Below are 18,546 nucleotides of genomic sequence, written 5' to 3'. Positions count from 1 at the left end.
ACCTTCGGCCCCGCCGCCGAGGACACACCGGCTCGGAGCCAGTCGAGCACCGCCGCCGGGCTGTCCGGCATGCCGGACAGCCCGGCGGCGGCGTACACGGTCGGCCCGACACCGCGTCGGCCGACAAAACGGCGGGGCAGGCCGGCAGCACCAGCTCGTCGGACCCGGCCCGGTCCTGCCGGTACGGCCGGTCGCGGACCAGCCCGTCCCGGGTGCCGTCCGCCGACAGCCAGGTCTGCCGCAACACCCGAGGCCCCTGAGCGGTGCCGAAGCCGCCGTCCGGCTGCTGCACCTGGTTGATCGGGCTCGCCACCGTCTCGGTGAACACGAACTGCCCGGCTCGTGGGACGGGCAGGTCCGCCTCGTGCGCCACAAACGCGGCGGTACGCAGGATGTCGGCCGCCTCGGCCGTACCCGGTGGCGGTGCCGATCCGCCTGCCGGCCAGCCGCCCCGTACCAGAGCGCCGACGGTGACCACGACGAGCAACGCCGCCAACGCTCCACCGGCCAGGCCGAGACTCCACCGACGAGCCGACCGTAGGGCCGCGCCGCCGAGCCGCCTCATTGTTCGCGCGCCCGGTTCGTCGAGCCGCCTGCTCCGCCAGGCCGTCGGTGCGTCCCCGGCGTCCGGGGCCAGGGCGGCACCGAGCTCCCTGAGTCGGTCCATCTCGCTCACGCCCCGCTCCAACTCCTCCACCACCGCTCCTTGATGCCGTTGCCTGCCGAGCCGCTCCGGGCCGGGTCGGCGTCCAACGCATCCCGCATCCTGCGCCGGGCCCGGTTGAGTCGTGACCGGACGGTGCCGACCGGGATATCCAGGGCTCGGGCAACCTCGTCGTAGCTGAGGTCACCCCAGGCGACCAGCAGGAGCACGTCCCGCTCCTTGCGGCCGAGCCGGGCGAGCGCGGCGGCCAGCGGTCGGCGCCATGCCTGGGCGGACGCCGAGGCCACCACCCGGTCCGCGAACGCCTCCTCGCCGCGCCCGGAACGCGGCCACGAACGCGTCCGCCACGACGTCCTCGGCGATCTCCCGGCCCACCCGCCGGTACGCGTAGCCGTACAGCTTCCCGGCATGCTTCTCGTAGACCTGCGCGAACCGGCCCGGGTCGTCGAGCGATGCGGCGATGACTGCGGCGTCGTCGGTCGGCGGCGCCGCGACGCTCCTCACCCTCACCCTCACCCGAAGTCACGCGACGGCGGTACGCCCACGATGGTCTGCCCTCTCCGGTCTGCTACCCCTCGGCAATGTCTATGCACGAGCACCGGATCGGGTTCACTGCCGATCATCGCCGGGGCGGCCAGCCGATGGGGAATCGACCAGCGGCATAATCGCTCGGATGACCGATCAGGACCTTCTCGCCCGTGTCCGGGAGCTGCGGGAACGGGGCAGCTCACCCAAGCAGATCGCCAAGGCCCTCGGGATGGCGCCGTCGGCCGTCGCGCCGCTGGTCCGCCAGATCGCGGCGGCCCAGCAGGCACACACCGACCCGGCCGACCGGGCGCTGCTCGGCTGCTGGATCAACCCCGGCTGGAGCGTCGGCCTCGGTCTGGCCGAAGCACCCGACGAGTGGGTGGCCACCGACCCGCAGGCCGGCGTCGAAGTCGGCCCCAGTGGCCTGGTGCACGTGCTCGTCGCCCGCCAGGAGCGCGCCAGCCGGGCCACCGTCTGCGGCTTCCTGATCGACGTCTACTGCCTCGGCGTCAAGAACGCCATCGGCCCGCTGCCGATGAGCGTCGGCGCCATCGACGACTTCCGCCGCGAGTTCTTCGGCACCCTGGACGTGTCTCCGCTGGTCGCACCGCTGGAGCTGGCCCAGCATCTGGTGCACGGCGCGGTCGCGTACGCCCGGGGTCTGGGTTTCGAACCGCACCCGGACTTCGGCCCGACGGCCGCCTACCTCGGCGCACCGGCCACCCCCACGCCGATCCAGTTCGGCCGCGACGGTAAACCGCTCTACATCTCCGGCCCGTACGACGACCCCCGCGCGATCATGCGGACCCTGGAGTCGACGGTCGGTGCCAGTAACTTCGACGTCGTCACCCACGTGTGACGCTGCCGAAAGATGACCTCGTGTCACGGCCAGAGAGCCTAGGCCAGATGCGACGGCTGGTCAGCCGATCACGTCAGCCGCCGGTGCCGCAGTCGGTGACCGGTTGCGTGGACTGGGCCGTGGCGATGATGGTCGGGTCGCGTTCGGCGGGTGCCGTTGCGCCGAAGGGTCCGACCGGCGGCAACCTGGTGTCAGGGTGCGGCTACCGGGCGGTGGTCGGCGTTCGGAGGCTGCCCGGCGGTGGCGTACCGGCGGGCCAGGGTCGTGAATGCGGCGGCCAGCTCCGGCGGGCCGACGACCTCGATGCCGGCGTCGAACATGCCAACGGCGCTCGCCAGACCCACCCACGACCAGGAGCCCAGGGTCAGCCGGCAGCGGCGTGGACCGATCTCCTCGACGACGCCGCCGTAGACGTACCGGGCGACCTCGGCGGCTGGCAGGTCCAGGATCACCTGGCCCCGGCAGGGCCAGGCACCTGAGCTCGCCGAGCCGTCGGAGCCGGCTGAGCCCGCCGAGCCGGCCGCACCGCTTGTGCCGTCCGCGCCCCGGAACCTGGCCGTGACGAACGCGGCGACGCTGTCCGCCGGCAGCTCGCGCGGGGTGAAGCGCGGCCCGGTCGGGGTGCGCGGGGTGATCCGGTCGGCCCGGAAGATCCGCCAGTCGTCGCGGTCGAGATCCCAGCCGACCAGGTACCAGCGTCCCCGCCAGGTGACCAGGTGGTGCGGCTCGACCCGGCGGGGGATGGGCGCTGATCGGAAGTCGAAGCGCAGCACCTCACGGGCCCGTACGGCGTCGCTCACCGCCAGCAGCGTCGCGCTGTCGACCGGCTGCGCGGCGGCCGGCTCGACGGTCGGCCCGGTCGTGACGGCCCCGATCGCCTCGATGGCCGCTACGGCGTCGATCCGGTGGCGCAGCCGCTGCGGCATGACCTGCCGGACGGTGTGCAGCGCCCGCGTCGCTGCCTCCCCGATGCCGGCACCGCTGGCGGTGGCGGTCCGCAGCGCGATGGCGAGCGCGACCGCCTGCTCGTCGTCGAACAGCAGCGGCGGCAGCCGGGCGCCGGCGTCCAGCCGGTAGCCGCCGGCCGGTCCCTTGACCGCCGTGATCGGGTAGCCGAGATCGCGCAGCCGGTCGACGTCGCGCCGGACGGTCCGCGCGCTGACTGCCAGCCGCTCGGCGAGCAGCCCGCCCGGCCACTCGCGGCGGGCCTGCAGCAGCGACAGCAGCATCAGCAGCCGCTCCGAGGTTTTCGGCATGTTTCTCATTCTGACCGTAGTAGCGGACACAACCTGGCCGCTACCGCTGCGAATGTTGCCCCCTGCGCCCGACACCCGTCGGGCCTGAACCACACAGCAAGAGGCCGACCTTGTCGATCACCACCACCACCTCAACTTCCGCGGCGAGGCGCGCGTACGCGGCGAAACGGTCGAGGAGGTCACCGGCTACTGGGACAAGGTCGTCGACGTCGCTGCCCCGTACAACGGGTAGTCGGGAGCGCGACCGATGACGGTGCTCGACACCCGGGCGCTCAACCGCGCGACGCTGGCCCGGCAGTTGCTGCTTGACCGCGCCGACCTGCCGGCGTACGCCGCCGTCGCCCATCTCGGCGGCCTGCAGGCGCAGGAGCCGCAGGAGCCGTTCGTCGGGCTGTGGAGCCGGCTGCGCGGCTTCGACCCGGCTGACCTGTCGGACCTGCTGCTGCGCCGCGCGGTGGTCCGGACCCATCTGATGCGCCGCACCGTCCATCTGCTGACCGCCGCCGACGCGGTGGCCTGGCGTCCCCGCCACGACGCCATGCTGCGGCAACGGGTGCTCGGGGCGTACCGCCGGGAGCTCGCTGGGGTCGACCTCGACGCGCTCGCGGCGGCCGGCCGGGCGGTGCTGGCCGACGGCGAACCCCGGACGATGACCGGCCTGGCCCGCGCCCTGCCCGACCCGTGGCGGCAGCGCGACCCGAGAGCGCTGGGGGAGGCGCTGGTCGCGGCGCTGATCCCGATGGTGCAGCTGCCGCCGCGCGGGCTGTGGCGTACTGCCGGCAGAGCCCGCTACCGGCCGCTGGCGGAGTGGGCTGGCCAGCAGCCGGACCAGCTGACCGGCGCAGCCGGCACCGACCCGGCCGCAGCCGGCACCGACCCGGTCGGCCAGACGCTGGTACGGCGTTACCTGGCCGCGTACGGGCCGGCCGCCAGCGCCGACCTGCGTGCCTGGTGCGGGCTGGCCGGGCTGCCGGCCGCCGTCGCCGCCGTCCGCGACGAACTGGTCGTCTTCCGCGACCAGCGCGGCCGGCAACTGCTCGACCTGCCCGACGCGCCGCGCCCCGACCCGGACACCCCTGCCCCGGTGCGGTTCCTGCCGGCGTTCGACAACGCGATCCTCGGCTACGACGACCGCAGCCGGATCATCGACGACGCCCACCGAGGGCTCTCAGTCGTGGGGGCACGCGTGGTGCTGGTCGACGGCCGGGTGGCCGCCACCTGGACCGTCGACGCCGGCACCGTCACCGTGACCGGGCTGCATGGCCTCACCCGCGCCGAGCGTGCCGCCGTGGCCGAGGAAGGGGAGCGCGTGGTGGCGTTCCTTACCGACGGCGACAGCCACCGGGTACGACTCACCAACGGCTGAGGGCAGGCCGGTCAGCTCAGGTTTCGCCGCCGCCGATCCGGGCACACCCGGCACCAGGGACGGGAGGGGTGACGACATGGGGCGACGAGACGGCAGCGCCGACCAGGGCCGGGACCAGTTCTCCGAGCGTGATCGCGGGCAGGCGTTCGTTGACGACCTGGAGCAGCGGTCGGCGTACCGTCAGGAGATCCTGGACGACGTCGTCGCGCCGCCGAACGACCCGGTCCGCGAGGTGAAGGAGCGCGACCTCGACGACCCGGCCGACGTACCGATCCCGGCCGAGACGCTGCGCGACGGCGGCCCGACCCGCTCCGGTGGCGGCCTGACCACCACCGGTGGTACCGCCGGCCCGGCCAGCACCCGCCGCGCCACCGGCCCTGGCCGGGGCAAGGACCCTGGCCGGGGGAAGAAGGGCCGCGGCCGGGGCAAGGTGGCGCCGACGACGACCGGCGACGCCACCAGCGGCGGCATGAGTACGCCGGCCGGCGGCACGACCAGCGACGCCACCACCCGCGAGGTGTAGCCGCCACCACCCGCGAAGTAACTGCCCTGCGGGGTGCTGCCACTCGGGGCAGGATGGGAAAGGTGACTGACGAGGGCATCAGCGACGGTGGGATCAGCGAGGACGGCGTCCGGGACGAGGGCTACCGGATCGAACGCGACACGATGGGCGAGGTACGGGTCCCCGCCGACGCGCTGTGGCGGGCGCAGACCCAACGAGCGGTGCACAACTTCCCGGTCTCCGGCCGTACGCTCGAATCCGCCCAGATCCGCGCGCTCGCCCAGATCAAGGGTGCCGCCGCGCAGGTCAACGCCGACCTCGGGGTGATCCCGGCCGGCGTCGCCGAGGCGATCGTCACCGCCGCCGCGCACGTCGCCTCCGGCGGCTACGACGACCAGTTTCCGGTGGACGTGTTCCAGACCGGCTCGGGCACCTCGTCGAACATGAACACCAACGAGGTGCTGGCCACCCTTGCCGCCCGTGAACTGGACCGGCCGGTGCACCCCAACGACCACGTCAACGCCTCGCAGTCCAGCAACGACGTCTTCCCCACCTCGATCCACCTGGCCGCCTCGCACCAGGTGGTGCACGAGCTGATCCCGGCCCTCGACGAGCTGGCGACCGCGCTGGAAGGCAAGGTCGACGAGTTCGCCACCGTGGTCAAGGCCGGCCGTACCCATCTGATGGACGCCACCCCGGTCACCCTCGGCCAGGAGTTCTCCGGCTACGCCGCGCAGGTCCGCTACGGCCAGGAACGGCTGCGCTCGATCCTGCCCCGGCTGGCCGAACTGCCGCTCGGCGGCACCGCCGTCGGCACCGGGGTGAACACCCCGCCCGGCTTCGCCGCCGCCGTCATCGCCAGGCTGGCCGACGCGACCGGGCTGCCGTTGACCGAGGCCCGCAACCACTTCGAGGCCCAGGGCGCCCGCGACGCCCTGGTGGAGACGTCCGGGCAGCTGCGCACCATCGCCGTCGGCCTCTACAAGATCGCCAACGACATCCGGTGGATGGGCTCCGGCCCGCGCGCCGGCCTCGGCGAGCTGCGCATCCCCGACCTGCAACCCGGGTCGTCGATCATGCCGGGCAAGGTCAACCCGGTGGTCTGCGAGTCGGTACGCCAGGTCTGCGCCCAGGTGATCGGCAACGACGCGACGATCGCGTTCGCCGGCAGCCAGGGCGACTTCGAGCTGAACGTGATGCTGCCGGTGATGGGCAGCAACCTGCTCGAAGCGGTCCGGCTGCTGGCCGCCGCCAGCCGACTGCTGGCCCAGCGCTGCGTCGCCGACCTCGCCGCCGACCCGGAGACCTGTCTGGCGTACGCCGAAGGGTCGCCGTCGATCGTCACCCCGCTCAACCGCCACCTCGGCTACGACGAGGCCGCCTCGATCGCCAAGCAGGCGCTCGCCGAGAACAAGTCGATCCGCGCGGTGGTGCTGGAACGCGGCCACGTCGACGCCGGCACGCTGACCGCCGCCGAGCTGGACGCGGCGCTGGACGTTCTGCGGATGACCCGGCCCAGCTGAGCAGGCATACCCTGGTGGGGTGATTACCACCGTGGTGTTCGACGTCGACGAGACCCTCGTCGACCTGCGGCCCGCGGTCACCGGCGCGCTGCAGACCGTCCTCACCGAGCTGCGCCGGCTGACCCCGCGCGCCGCCGAGCTGACCCTCGGCGACATGGCCGACGACTGGGCGGCCGCGTTCGCCGCCGACCCGTCCGCGCCGGTGATGCAGATCCGCCGGGGCGCCCTGGCCCGCTCGCTGGACCGGGTCGGCCTGCCCGAGCAGCTGGACCGGATCACCGGGATCTTCTTCGAGCGCCGGTTCGCGCTGAGCCGGCCGTACACCGACACGCTGCCCGCCCTGGACCGGCTGCGCCGCCGGTACGCCGTCGGCCTGGCCACCAACGGCAACAGCCGCGCCGACCGGTGCGGGCTGCGCGGCCAGTTCGCCTTCGAGGTGTACGCGCACGTCGACGGCCTGCCGAAGAAGCCGGACCAGCGGTTCTACGACGCCGTACTGACCGCCGCCGGGGTCACCGCCGCCGACCGGGTGGTCTACGTCGGCGACTCGATCCCGCACGACGTGGTCGGCCCTCAGGCGGCCGGGCTGCGGGCCGTCTGGCTGAACCGGCGCGGCGAGTCCTGCCCGCCCGAGGTGCGTCCGGACGCGCAGATCACCAGTCTGGCGCAGCTGCCCGACGCCCTCGCCGACCTGTTCTGAACGGCCCGCGCATCCTCGGAGGAAGCGGTCACAGCTCGCTGGCGAGCAGCTGGGACACCGCCTCGGCGGTCGCCTGCACCTGCGCGCCGATCGCCGGCATGTCCAGGGTGCCCATCGTCACCACCCCGACGCTGGCCTCAAGACCGGGCACGCCGAGCACCGGGGCGGCGACCCCGTACGCGCCGGGCTGCAACTCGCCGCTGCTGGTCACCGGTCCCGGCGTACCGTCGCGGCCGGCCAGGATCGCGCGGCCGGCGGCGCCGCGACCGACCGGGTGCCGCGACCCGGCCCGGTACGCCACGTGGAACGCCGTCCAGCTCGGCTCGACGACGGTCAGCGCCACCGCCTCCACGCCGTCGGCGACGGTCAGGTGGGCGGTGGCACCGGAGGACTCGGCGAGCCGGCGCAGTGCCGGCAGCGCGGCGTCGGCCAGCAGCGGCTGTGCCCGCCGGGCCAGTTGCAGCAGCCCGGCACCGAGCCGCAACCGGCCGGCGGTGTCGCGGCGCAGCATGCCGTGCGCGGCCAGGGTGGTGGCCAGCCGGTAGACGGCGGCCCGTCCGATGCCGAGCTGGCCGGCGGCCTCGGTGACGGTGATCCCGCCGGTCGCCTCGGCGACCAGGCCCAGCAGGCGCAGCCCCCGATCCAGGGTCTGCGCCGTCTCCGCCCCTCGCGCGTGCACACCGACAGAGTACGGACGGGTGCCAGTCGGTACCCTCGTAGCGTGACGCTCCGCTTGTACGACACCGCGACCCGGTCCGTGCGGGACTTCGTGCCCCGCCAGTCCGGCGAGGTCAGCGTCTACCTGTGTGGCGTCACCGTCCAGTCCGCCCCGCACATCGGTCACCTTCGCTCCGGCGTCAACTACGACGTGCTCCGCCGCTGGCTGGCCCACCAGGGGCTGCGGGTCACCTTCATCCGCAACATCACCGACGTCGACGACAAGGTGCTGGACAAGGCGGCCGCCGCGGGTCAGCCGTTCTGGTCGATCGCGTACGCCAACGAACTGTTGCTGGCCGCCGCGTACCGCAGCCTGAACGTGCTGCCGCCGACGTACGAGCCGCGCGCCACCGGGCACATCCCGGAGATGCACCAGCTGATCGAGCGGCTGATCGAGCGCGGCCACGCCTACCCGGCCGGTGACGGCAGCGGCGACGTCTACTTCGACGTCGCCTCGTACGCCGACTACGGCGCGCTGTCCGGGCAGCGCCCCGACGCGATGCAGCCGGCCGGCGACGGTGCCGATCGGGCCAAACGCGACCCGCGTGACTTCGCACTCTGGAAGGGCGTCAAGCCGGGGGAGCCCGCCGACGCGGCCTGGCGCTCGCCGTGGGGTCCGGGCCGGCCCGGCTGGCACATCGAGTGCTCGGCGATGTGCTGGCGTTACCTCGGCCCCGAGTTCGACATCCACGGCGGCGGGCTGGATCTGACCTTCCCGCACCACGAGAACGAGGTCGCCCAGTCCAAGGCGGCCGGGTTGCCGTTCGCCCGCTACTGGGTGCACCACGGGCTGTTGAACCTGGGCGCGGCGAAGATGAGCAAGTCACTGGGCAACGTCATCGACCTCGATCACGTCGCCCGGCTCGGGGTGCGTCCGGTCGAGCTGCGCTACTACCTGACTGCGGCGCACTACCGGTCCCGCATCGACTACTCCGACGACGTCCTGCGGGAGAGCGCCACCGCGTACCGGCGGATCGAGGGTTTCGTCCGGCGGGCGGCGGAGCAGGTCGGCGCGGTCGCCGCCACCGGCATGCCGGCGGGGTTCGCCGCTGCGATGGATGACGACCTGAACACGTCGGCCGCGTTCGCCGTGCTGCACGACGAGATCCGCGACGGCAACAACCTGCTGGCCGGCGGTGATGATGACGCGGTCCGGGCCAGCCTGGGCCGGGTCCGCGCCATGCTCGTCGTGCTCGGCCTCGATCCGCTCGACCCGTCGTGGGGCGACGCCGCCCCGCGCGACGAGCTGCGTGGCGCGGTCGACGCGCTGATCGCCCTCGCCCTCGACCAGCGGGCGCAGGCCCGCGCCCGCCGCGACTGGGCCGCCGCCGACGCGGTGCGTGACCAGCTCAAGCAGGCCGGCGTCACGGTCGAGGACACCCCGCACGGCCCCCGTTGGACCATTGGAGAGCAGACCTGATGCCCGGCAACTCGCAACGACGTGGCCGGCGGGTCACCCCCAAGAAGGGCACCACTCAGGGCTCCGGCGGCAAGAACCGGTCCGGCCTGGCCGGCAAGGGGCGCACCCTGCCGGCCGACGAACGGCCGTGGCACAAGGGCTACTCCGGCACCGAGAAGCTGCCGAACAAGACCGCCTGGAAGCAGGAGAAGGAACGCCGGGCGGCGGCCGCCGAGGGGCGCGCGCCGAAGATCGGCGTACCTGGGACGAAGGACACCACCTGGGGCGGCGGTGGCCGCAGCCGGGGCGGCCCGGCCACCGGCCGGTTGGCCCGCGGCGGTGCCCGGTCCGGGCCGCGGGTCTCCCCGGGCCGTAAGGCGCACCCGCCGAAGGACGCCCCGGAGCTGCTGGTCGGCCGCAACCCGGTGGTCGAGGCGCTGCGGGCCGATGTGCCGGCCACCGCGCTCTACGTCGCCCAGGGTATCGACGTCGACGACCGGGTCACCGAGCTGGTACGGACCGCCGGTGACCGGGGCATCGCGATCCTGGAGATCACTCGGGCCGAGCTGGACCGGATGACCGGCGGCGTGCTGCACCAGGGCGTCGGGCTGCAGGTGCCGGCGTACGCGTACGAGCCGTTCGAGGACCTGCTGGCCGCCGCCGCCGAGCAGCCGGAGCCGCTGCTGGTCGCGCTGGACGGGGTGACCGATCCGCGCAACCTCGGGGCGGTGGTGCGCTCGGCGGCCGCGTTCGGCGCGCACGGCGTGTTCGTGCCGGAGCGGCGGGCCGCCGGGATGACCGCCACCGCGTGGCGGACCAGCGCCGGTGCGGCCGCCCGGACCCCGGTCAGCCAGGTGGTCAACATGACCCGGGCGGTGAAGAAGTGCCAGGCCGAGGGGTTCGTCGTGGTCGGCCTGGACGCCGACGGCGAGACCGACCTGTATGACCTGGAGGCTGCGGTGGGCCCGCTGGTCGTGGTGGTCGGTTCCGAGGGTCGCGGGCTGTCCCGGCTCGTCGGCGAGACCTGCGATCTGCGGGTACGCATCCCGATGCACTCCGACGTCGAGTCGCTCAACGCCAGCGTGGCCGCCGCGGTGACCCTCGCCGAGGTCGCCCGCCGCCGCCTGGTCGGCTGACCGGCCGATCGCTGATCAGCGGGTCAGCCACCCGTAGCATGCCCGGGGTCGGTGTCGGGCGGGTTCGGGGTGCGGCGGAGGAACAGCTGATGACAGGGCAGGACGAGGGCTTCGCCCTCGGCGTCGACCTGGGCACCTCCAACACGGTCGCGGTGCTGCGCTGGCCGGACGGGCGGACCCGACCGCTGCTCTTCGACGGCGTGCCGGTCCTGCCGTCCGGGGTGTTCCTCGGCGACCGGCTGTACGTCGGCCGGGACGCTCAGCGGCTCGCCCAGGCCGACCCGGCCCGGTTCGAGCCGAACCCGAAACGCCGGGTCGACGAGCCGACGGTGCTGCTCGGCGACCATGACGTGCCCACCGCTGACCTGCTGGCCGCGGTGCTCGCGGCGGTGGCCCGGTCGGCGGTGGAGGCGGTCGGCTTCCTGCCGCCGGCGGCGCTGACCTACCCGGCCGGCTGGGGTGCCCGTCGCCGGGAGGTGCTGGCGCACGCGGTGGCCCGGGCCGGCTGGCCGCCGGTGACCTCCGGCGGGCCGACCACCTCCGGCCCGCCGCCGGTCGGGTCCGGCGCGCCCGGGACCCGGCTGGTGCCGGAGCCGGTCGCGGCGGCCCGCTACTTCGCCGACGTGCTGCGCCGACCGGTGCCGGTCGGGCAGGCCCTCGCCGTGTTCGACTTCGGCGGCGGCACCCTCGACGTCGCCGTGGTACGCAACGACGGTGTCGACCCGCACCGGCGGGCCCGGTTCGCGGTGATCGGCTCCGGCGGCCTCACCGAACTCGGTGGTCTCGACCTGGACGCGGCGCTGGTCGAGCACCTCAGTACAGTGCTCGACCCGCAGGTACGGCAGCAGCTGGTCGCGCCGGCCACCCCGGCACAGTGGCGCAACCGCCGGCAGTTCTGGGACGACGTACGCGGGGCGAAGGAGATGCTGTCCCGGGCGTCGTCGGCGCCGGTCGCCGTGCCCGGCGTGGACCAGGCGGTGCACCTGACCCGTGACGAGTTGGAGCAGGTCGCCGGCCCGCTGATCGGCCGTGGCGTACGGGAGACGGCCCGGGTGATCGCGGCCTGCGGGCTCGGGGTCGACCAGCTTGCCGGACTGTTCCTGGTCGGCGGCTCGTCGCGAGTGCCGCTGGCGGCCCGGATGCTGCACAGCGAGCTGGGGATCGCACCGACCGTGCTGGAGCAGCCGGAACTGCCGGTCGCCGAAGGCGCGCTGGCCGACCTACCTGCGTCGGCATCCGTTCCGGCCGCGCCGTCCGCCGTCGCGTCACCCGTACCGCCGGTTGCAGCCGCACCATCCCCGGTCTCACCCGCACCGTCCGGCCCGGCGCGGCGGCGTCGGCTGCCGTGGCTGGTCGGCGGCGCCGCCCTGGCCGTGGTCGCGGTGACCGTCGCCAGCGTCGTCTACCTGCTGCGGGATCCGGCCCGGCCGATCGAGTTCCGGGCGTTCAGCCAGGTGGGCAAGGCGATCACGGTGCCCGAGGACGCGGACGCCGACTTCACCCAACTGGTCGACGGCCGGGCGTACGGCGGCTACGTCCGCGACGACGGCCGGCTCGGCGTCGTCGCCGTCGACCCGGCGACCGGCGACGAGCGGTGGGACGAGGCGACGACCGTGCGCGCCGACCGGTGGTTCGGCCTGCGGGCCACCCCGGACGCGGTGATCGCCGTCGCCGACGCCTACAGCAGCGCCACCCGGCCGGTCGCGGTGCTCGACCCGACCGACGGCCGGCAGCTGTGGGATTTCGAGATCCTCGGCAAGGACCAGTTGTTCGTCTTCGACGACATCCTCGTCTGGTCCGACGTGGATGGTGCCCGGCTGGTCGGGCTGGACCTGCGGGACGGCACCGAACGCTGGGCGCACGACAACCCGGCCGACCAGTACGACGCCACCGACACCGCGGTGTACCCGGCGGTGAGCGCCGCCGACCTGACCGGCCCGGCCGGCTTCGACGGCGCCCCCACTACGCCCGACCTGGCCGACGACCGACGGATCGTGCAGCTCACCTCGACCCGGCACGCCCGGGTGTTCGACGCGGGCTCCGGCGAACTGCTCGGCGACCGGTCGAACGTGGCCGCGCCGACCGACCCGGCGCTGGTCTACGCGGGCCGGTTGGTGATCGCGCCGTCGGACAGCAGCGGGTACCGGCTGGCGTCGTACGACCTGTCGACGACCGGCGAGTCGGTCAACCTCTACACCCCGGCCGACGACCAGCGGCGGCTGCAGAGCCTCACCCCGTGCGGCGGCACCCGGATCTGCCTGCTGGAATCGACCGGCTTCGGCGCCGACACCAACGAACTCGTGGTGATCGACCCGGCCGAGGACGGCGTGCAGTGGCGGGTGCCGGCCGCCGACTTCGAGGTGGTCGTGCCGGTCGGCGACCAGATCCTGCTACGCCGTACGACGACTCCCTACCTGTCGCTGCTGCTCGACTCCGACGGCGAGGAACTGCTGCGTCGTGACGGGGTGGCGGTCCGGATCGACCGGGCGAACCTGCTGTGGTTCCTGGACGACCCGGGCAGCTACCCGGAGGACGCCAGCGTCGCCGGCGTACCGGCTGCCGCACCGGCCGACCGGCTCGAACTCGGCGTACTGCAGGGCGTACGTACCGTGGCCTGCTCGTGGGACCGTGCGGTGGTCTTCTGCCCGACGGCCGACGGTTTCGTCACGCACCGGTTCATCGCCGGTTGAACCGGCGTAGCACGGCGTGCAGGGCGAACAGGGTGTAGCCGAGCAGGATCGGCGCGAGGATCGGCATGACCAGCACGGTCAGTACGGCGGCGAGACCGACCACCCCGGCGGCGGCCGGCACCGCCAGCGGTCGCCGTTCGGCGATCCGCCAGCTGGCCCGCACCGCCGCCCGCCAGCCACCGGCGCCCCGGCCGATCTCGACCACGACGAGGCCGGCGAAGCCGGCCACCAGCGCGGCCAGCAGCACGGTGCCGACCACCATCGCCGTGCCGCCGGGCACCACCTCAGCCGAGATCAGCACAGCGTTGCCGCCGAGCAGCAGCGTGCCGACCACGGCGACCACGGTGGCGACGGCCCCGGGTGCCAGCCCGCGCCAGAAGCGGCCGGCCAGGTCCCGCAGACCCGGCCAGTGGCCGTCGACCGTCCACCGGTGGATCGCCGCGCTGGCGGTGGCCAGCGCCGCGCCGGCGGTCAGTACGGCCGCCGACGCGAGCGCGGTGACGATGCCGAGCAGCGCCAGGTCGGTGGCGGCCCGCAGCGTGTCGCGCCAGTCGGCGCGGGCCGGTGCCGGGTTGTCCGGCCAGTCCGCGGGAGCCATCGATGTCACCCCTTGAGGCCGCTGGTGTTGATGCCCTGTACCAGCATCTTCTGGAACGCCAGGAAGAAGAGGAAGACCGGCAGCAGCGACAGTACCGACATGGCGAACATCGGGCCGAGCGAGGTCTGCCCGGTGGAGTCGATGAACAGCCGCAGCCCGATCGGCACCGTGTAGCTCTCCACGCTCGGCAGGTAGATCAGCTGGGTGAGGAAATCGTTCCAGGTCCAGATGAACGAGAAGATCGCCGTGGTGACCAGCGCCGGCCGGGCCAGTGGCACGATCACGTACCGGAAGACCCCGAACGGCGAACATCCGTCGATCTTGGCCGCGTCGTCCAGCTCCCGGGGGATGCCGCGCATGAACTGCACCATCAGGAAGACGAAGAACGCCTCGGTGGCCAGCAGCTTTGGCACGATCAACGGCAGCGGGGTGTCGATCCAGCCGAACGAGTTGAACATGATGTACTGCGGCACGATCAGCACGTGGCTGGGTAGCAGCAGCGTACCGATCATGATGGCGAACCAGAGCTTGCGGGCCCGGAACCGCAGCCGGGCGAAGGCGTACGCGGCCAGCAGGCAGGAGATCGCGTTGGCGACGACGGTGGCCACCGAGATCACCGTGCTGTTCCAGAAGAACCGGCCGAACGAGATGTTGCTCAGGTAGTTCCAGCCGTCCGGGTAGTTCGCCCAGGTCGGGTCCTGCGGGATCACCGACAGGTTGCTGGCCACCTCGGTCGGTGACTTCAGCGACGAGCCCAGCACCCAGATCAGCGGGTAGAGGACCACGACCAGGATGGCGACCAGCACCGCCACCCGGGCGACACCCCGGGCGGTGCCGCCGGCGGCCCGGCGGCGCGCGGCGCTGCCGCTGCCGTCCGCTGTGGACATCGGAGCAGCTTCGGTAGCCATCAGTCGTTGTCTCCGTCCGAGTAGTGCACCCAGAACCGGCCGGTGCTGAAGAACAGCACCGTGATCAGGCCGATCGCGATCAGGAAGACCCAGGCCAGCGCGGACGCGTATCCCATCTGGAACTCGGTGAAGCCCTTGGTGTAGAGGTAAAGCGTGTAGAGCATGGTCGAGTCGACCGGGCCGCCGGTGCCGTTGCTGATCACGAACGCGGCGGTGAAGCCCTGGAAGCCGTTGATCGTCTCCAGCACCAGGTTGAAGAAGATCACCGGGGAGAGCATCGGCAGGGTCACGTTGAAGAACTGCCGGATCTTGCCGGCACCGTCGACCGAGGCCGCCTCGTACAACTCGGTCGGCACCTGCTTGAGCCCGGCCAGGAAGATCACCATCGGGGCGCCGAACTGCCAGATGGCCAGCACCATCAGGGTCTCCAACGCCCAGTCCGGGTCGTTGACCCACGGCTGCCCGGTGATGCCGAACAGCCCGAGGAAGTCGTTGAACGCGCCGTCGCCGCTGAACATCGCCCGCCAGATCAGCGCCAGCGCGACGCTGCCGCCGAGCAGCGACGGCAGGTAGAACAGGCTGCGGAACAGCCCCACCCCGCGGGACTCGCGGTTGAGCAGCAGTGCGACGCCGAGGGCGGCGGCCAACTTCAGCGGTACGGCGACGAACGCGAAGATCAGCGTGACCTGCACCGAGTGGCGGAACGTCTGGTCGTTGACGAACAGGTCCCAGTAGTTCTCGAAGCCGACCCACTCGACGAACTCCCAGGACGACAGGATGTCGTAGTTGGTGAAGCTGAGGTAGAGCGAGAACAGCATGGGGAAGGCGGTGATCGCCATCAGCCCCAGCAGCCACGGGGAGAGGAAGACGTACCCGGCAAGCCCTTCGCCGTGCCGCCGGCTGCCGCCCTTGGCGCTGCCCCGCCGCCGGTTCGGGCTCGCCGGGGCAGTGGTGCTGGTCGTGGCCGGAGCGGGTTTCGTGGTCATGGCCACGATCGGGGTCCTTTCTGGGTGTCATGGGTCGTGGCACCCACGGAGGAGTCCACCGTGGGCACCACGACCGCGCAACGTCCGGCCCGGACTACTCGAGGGTGGCTTCGGCCTGTCGGAAGAACTCGGCGGCGGCGTCGGCCGGGCTGGCCTGGCCGTAGGTGACGCTCTCGGCGACCGTGGTCAGGGTGGATCGCAGTGGCCCGTGACCCTGCGGCGGTGGAGCCGGCGCCGGACCCATCTGCGGGATCAGCGCGTTCTCGAACTCGACCGTGGCGGTCATGTACGGGTCGTCGAGACCCGCCTGGACCGTCTCCCGATTGTCGATGTTAGACGGTAGGCCCCGGTCGACGCCGAGGATCTGCGCTGCCTCCGGGTCGTTGGCCAGGAAGTTGATGACGTCGGCGACGATCTCCGGGTGCTCGGTGGAGCGCGAGCCGGCCCAGTACAGCGACGCCCGCGCCCACTGGCCCTTCGGGTCACCGGGGTAGGCCACCATGCCGAGTTCGCTCTCGGTCGACTTGCCCAGCTCAGAGAGCTGGTTGGACCACATGAACGAGGTGGCGCCCTTGCCGGTCACCACCAGTTGGTCGGAGACGCCGCCGCCGACCGCCTCGTGCACCACGTCGGCCGGCGGGGTGGCGCCAGCCTCCCGCGCGTCCAGCCAGAACTGGAACCACTCGGCCAGGTCGGCCTCGGTGAAGGCGAGCTGCGGTCCGTCGTAGAACTCCTTGCCCTGCGAACGAAGCCACAGCCAGAGTGCCTTGTAGTCGGCGCTGGGGTCCATCGCGCCCCAGTAGTCGCCGTCGGCCGCCTCGGTCACCTGGGTGCCCCAGGTGATGAACTCGTCGTACGTCCAGCCGGTCTCCGGCACCGGCAGGCCGAGCTCGGTGATCTTCGTCCTGTCGTAGACCAGGGCCGGGGTGTTCTCGCCGGCGGCGACCGCGACCTGCTTGCCGTCGATCTGCCCGTACTGGGTCAGGCTCTCCGGGTGGTTGCTCAGGTCGATGTCGCCGGATTCGACGAACGGGGTGAGATCCAGGGTGACGTTGCGGCCGGCGTACTCGGCCAGGCCGTTGTCGTCGATCTGGAAGATGTCCGGGGCGTTGCCGCCGGCCGAGATGGTGGCCAGCTTGTCGTAGTAGCCGGTGAACGCCTGCCAGGTCGGGTTGATGGTGACGTTCGGGTTCTTCTCCTCGTACAGGTCGAGGGCCTGCTCGGTGAGTTCGGCGCGGGACTCGCCGCCCCACCAGAAGAACTCGATGGTGACCGGCGCGTCCGGGTCGCTCGACGCGTCGTCGCCGCAGGCGGCGGCGCCGAGGACCAGCGGCACGACGGCGGTGGCGGCGATGCCGCGCAGCAGGCGGCGCCGGCCGAAGGGGGTACGGTGAGCACGCGTGGCAGGCGTGTTCGCCGTCGGTGATGTTGCGGGGTGCATTGCGCTCACTCCTTGGGGTTAGGAGGCGACATCGGCCGGCGCGGCGGCAGCCGCGTCGCCCGGGTCCGCATGGCGGTGCGGCCCCGGGCCCGTCGAGTCGCGGATGACCAACTCGGTCTGCAGCGTTACCTGGGCGGTGGTGCGACGGTCGTCGCCATGCTGGAGAAGCATGTCGACGGCCGCCCGACCGGCGGCCGCGTTCGGTGTGGCCACCGTCGTCAATTTGGGTCGGGTGAGCCGGCTCAGCGCGATGTCGTCGATGCCGACCACGCTGATGTCCCGGGGCACCGCGACCCCGTGTGCGTCGAGCCCTTCGATCAGGCCGATCGCCATCAGATCGTTGTAGGCGAGCACGGCGGTCACCTCTGCCCGGCGGACCTGTTCCGCCGCGGCGATGCCGCCGCCCTCGGTGGGCGGGTTGGGGCCGATCACGGTCAACGTGACGTCCGCCGAGCGGGCCGCCGAGGTGGCGGTCCGCCGGATCTCCCGGTTGGTCCACGATCCGCGCGGGCCGCCGAGCAGCGCGATCCGCCGGTGGCCGAGGCCGATCAGGTGCTCGACGGCGAGCCGGGCACCCTGGCCGACGTCGATCACCACGTTCGGCAGGCCGGTCACCTGCCGGTTGATCACCACCAGCGGTACGTCCCGGCTGAGCTGCTCGATCAGGCTGTTGCTCATCCGAGGGCTGCACAGCAGCACTCCGTCGACCTGCTTGGCGAGGGCGTGGACCAACTCCTCCTCGACCGCCGGGTCTTCGTTCGTGTCGGTGACGAAGATGTGGTAATCGCGGTGCCGGGCCTGGCTTTCCGCCGCCTTGATCAGGGGCGGGAAGAACGGGTTGGCGATGTCGGCGACGATCAGCCCGATGTTGTGGGTCCGGCCGGTGATCAGCGCGCGGGCCGCCCGGTTGGGGCGGTAGCCGAGATGCTCCGCGCAGGCCAGCACCCGGCTGCGGGTCTCCGGGTTGACCAGGTGCGGTGCCGAGAACGTACGGGACACGGTGGAGATGTGCACTCCGCAGGCCCGTGCGACGTCTCGAATGGTGGCTGGCACGCGTCGTCCTTCATCGATGTGGTCGCCGTCCGGTAGGGGGCGGCGACCGGTGTGGCTGGGGTCACGTTGGTTCGCCAATTAATGCAAACGGTTGCTCAGGTGTCAACGGTCTTCGATTGCAGATTTGTTGCGGCCGTGGTCATGTCAGGTGTTCTAAACCTCGCGTAACCCCTTAAACCGGGCGAAATGGTTCCCGGGCATTGACGAAGGTGTCCGTCTC

The 18,546-nt window shown here is 72.5% G+C and carries 17 protein-coding genes and 1 pseudogene; 8 read left to right on the top strand and 10 right to left on the bottom strand.

Translation table 11 applies throughout. From position 1 onward, the window contains the following. The 3 genes and pseudogenes from ACFHWT_RS16955 to ACFHWT_RS16945 all read right to left on the bottom strand — a co-directional run. A pseudogene (locus ACFHWT_RS16955) lies at positions 1-676 on the bottom strand (hypothetical protein); the annotation flags it as partial. After that, a complete protein-coding gene (locus tag ACFHWT_RS16950) occupies positions 673-951 on the bottom strand; it encodes an RNA polymerase sigma factor (RefSeq protein WP_416595617.1) in 279 nt (92 codons plus the stop codon). The pseudogene ACFHWT_RS16955 and the gene ACFHWT_RS16950, both read right to left, overlap by 4 nt. Then, a complete protein-coding gene (locus ACFHWT_RS16945) occupies positions 848-1,168 on the bottom strand; it encodes an RNA polymerase sigma factor (protein ID WP_416595616.1) in 321 nt (106 codons plus the stop codon). Before ACFHWT_RS16945 ends, ACFHWT_RS16950 begins: the two co-directional genes overlap by 104 nt. A 169-nt stretch (positions 1,169-1,337) precedes the next feature. On the opposite strand from ACFHWT_RS16945, the gene ACFHWT_RS16940 reads away from it, so the two are divergent. Then, positions 1,338-2,051 (top strand): hypothetical protein, encoded by a 714-nt coding sequence (locus ACFHWT_RS16940; protein ID WP_416551929.1) that lies wholly within the window; start codon positions 1,338-1,340, stop codon positions 2,049-2,051. A 191-nt stretch (positions 2,052-2,242) separates the two neighbouring features. Here the strand turns inward: ACFHWT_RS16940 and ACFHWT_RS16935 are convergent, their stop codons facing one another. Continuing rightward, a complete protein-coding gene (locus ACFHWT_RS16935; protein WP_416591522.1) occupies positions 2,243-3,307 on the bottom strand; it encodes a helix-turn-helix transcriptional regulator in 1,065 nt (354 codons plus the stop codon). A 247-nt stretch (positions 3,308-3,554) separates the two neighbouring features. On the opposite strand from ACFHWT_RS16935, the gene ACFHWT_RS16930 reads away from it, so the two are divergent. The 4 genes from ACFHWT_RS16930 (at position 3,555) to ACFHWT_RS16915 (ending at position 7,398) form a co-directional block, all read left to right on the top strand. After that, positions 3,555-4,673, top strand: coding sequence for a winged helix DNA-binding domain-containing protein (locus ACFHWT_RS16930; RefSeq protein WP_416595615.1), 1,119 nt, complete (start codon positions 3,555-3,557; stop codon positions 4,671-4,673). Between the two features lie 76 nt (positions 4,674-4,749). Then, positions 4,750-5,196 (top strand): hypothetical protein, encoded by a 447-nt coding sequence (locus ACFHWT_RS16925; protein ID WP_416595614.1) that lies wholly within the window; start codon positions 4,750-4,752, stop codon positions 5,194-5,196. 53 nt (positions 5,197-5,249) lie between these two features. After that, on the top strand, positions 5,250-6,698 hold the full coding sequence (locus ACFHWT_RS16920; RefSeq protein ID WP_416595613.1) for a class II fumarate hydratase: 1,449 nt from the start codon (positions 5,250-5,252) through the stop codon (positions 6,696-6,698). A gap of 19 nt (positions 6,699-6,717) precedes the next feature. Further along, positions 6,718-7,398, top strand: coding sequence for an HAD family hydrolase (locus tag ACFHWT_RS16915; RefSeq protein WP_416595612.1), 681 nt, complete (start codon positions 6,718-6,720; stop codon positions 7,396-7,398). Between the two features lie 28 nt (positions 7,399-7,426). On the opposite strand, the gene ACFHWT_RS16910 is transcribed toward ACFHWT_RS16915, so the two are convergent. After that, on the bottom strand, positions 7,427-8,077 hold the full coding sequence (locus ACFHWT_RS16910; protein ID WP_416595611.1) for a helix-turn-helix domain-containing protein: 651 nt from the start codon (positions 8,075-8,077) through the stop codon (positions 7,427-7,429). A gap of 42 nt (positions 8,078-8,119) precedes the next feature. Between ACFHWT_RS16910 and cysS the strand changes: the two genes are divergently transcribed. The 3 genes from cysS (at position 8,120) to ACFHWT_RS16895 (ending at position 13,340) form a co-directional block, all read left to right on the top strand. Continuing rightward, positions 8,120-9,535 (top strand): cysteine--tRNA ligase, encoded by a 1,416-nt coding sequence (gene cysS / locus ACFHWT_RS16905; RefSeq protein WP_416595610.1) that lies wholly within the window; start codon positions 8,120-8,122, stop codon positions 9,533-9,535. Beyond that, entirely contained in the window at positions 9,535-10,650 is a 1,116-nt protein-coding gene (gene rlmB / locus ACFHWT_RS16900) for a 23S rRNA (guanosine(2251)-2'-O)-methyltransferase RlmB (RefSeq protein WP_416595609.1), read from the top strand. The genes cysS and rlmB overlap by 1 nt, the downstream gene beginning before the upstream one ends. A gap of 89 nt (positions 10,651-10,739) precedes the next feature. Further along, the gene (locus ACFHWT_RS16895) at positions 10,740-13,340 is read left to right on the top strand and encodes an Hsp70 family protein (protein WP_416595608.1); all 2,601 of its coding nucleotides are present in this window, start codon (positions 10,740-10,742) and stop codon (positions 13,338-13,340) included. On the opposite strand, the gene ACFHWT_RS16890 is transcribed toward ACFHWT_RS16895, so the two are convergent. The 5 genes from ACFHWT_RS16890 to ACFHWT_RS16870 form a co-directional block, all read right to left on the bottom strand. Beyond that, entirely contained in the window at positions 13,327-13,938 is a 612-nt protein-coding gene (locus tag ACFHWT_RS16890) for a hypothetical protein (RefSeq protein ID WP_416595607.1), read from the bottom strand. The two genes, ACFHWT_RS16895 and ACFHWT_RS16890, sit on opposite strands and share 14 nt — an antisense overlap. A gap of 5 nt (positions 13,939-13,943) precedes the next feature. Beyond that, positions 13,944-14,825: a carbohydrate ABC transporter permease gene (locus ACFHWT_RS16885; protein ID WP_416595606.1), complete on the bottom strand. Its 882-nt coding sequence runs from the start codon at positions 14,823-14,825 to the stop codon at positions 13,944-13,946. A gap of 20 nt (positions 14,826-14,845) precedes the next feature. Next, entirely contained in the window at positions 14,846-15,832 is a 987-nt protein-coding gene (locus tag ACFHWT_RS16880; protein WP_416595605.1) for a carbohydrate ABC transporter permease, read from the bottom strand. Between the two features lie 94 nt (positions 15,833-15,926). Continuing rightward, complete coding sequence (locus tag ACFHWT_RS16875) at positions 15,927-17,273, bottom strand: ABC transporter substrate-binding protein (RefSeq protein WP_416595604.1); 1,347 nt, start codon at positions 17,271-17,273, stop codon at positions 15,927-15,929. 18 nt (positions 17,274-17,291) lie between these two features. After that, complete coding sequence (locus tag ACFHWT_RS16870; protein WP_416595603.1) at positions 17,292-18,326, bottom strand: LacI family DNA-binding transcriptional regulator; 1,035 nt, start codon at positions 18,324-18,326, stop codon at positions 17,292-17,294. Between the last annotated feature and the right edge of the window lie 220 nt (positions 18,327-18,546).

This window comes from Micromonospora sp. LOL_021, assembly GCF_048060215.1.
In the GTDB taxonomy this organism is placed as follows: domain Bacteria; phylum Actinomycetota; class Actinomycetes; order Mycobacteriales; family Micromonosporaceae; genus Micromonospora_E.
Note: the sequence above shows the minus strand (reverse complement) of the source record. Positions and strands in the feature narration are given on the sequence as shown.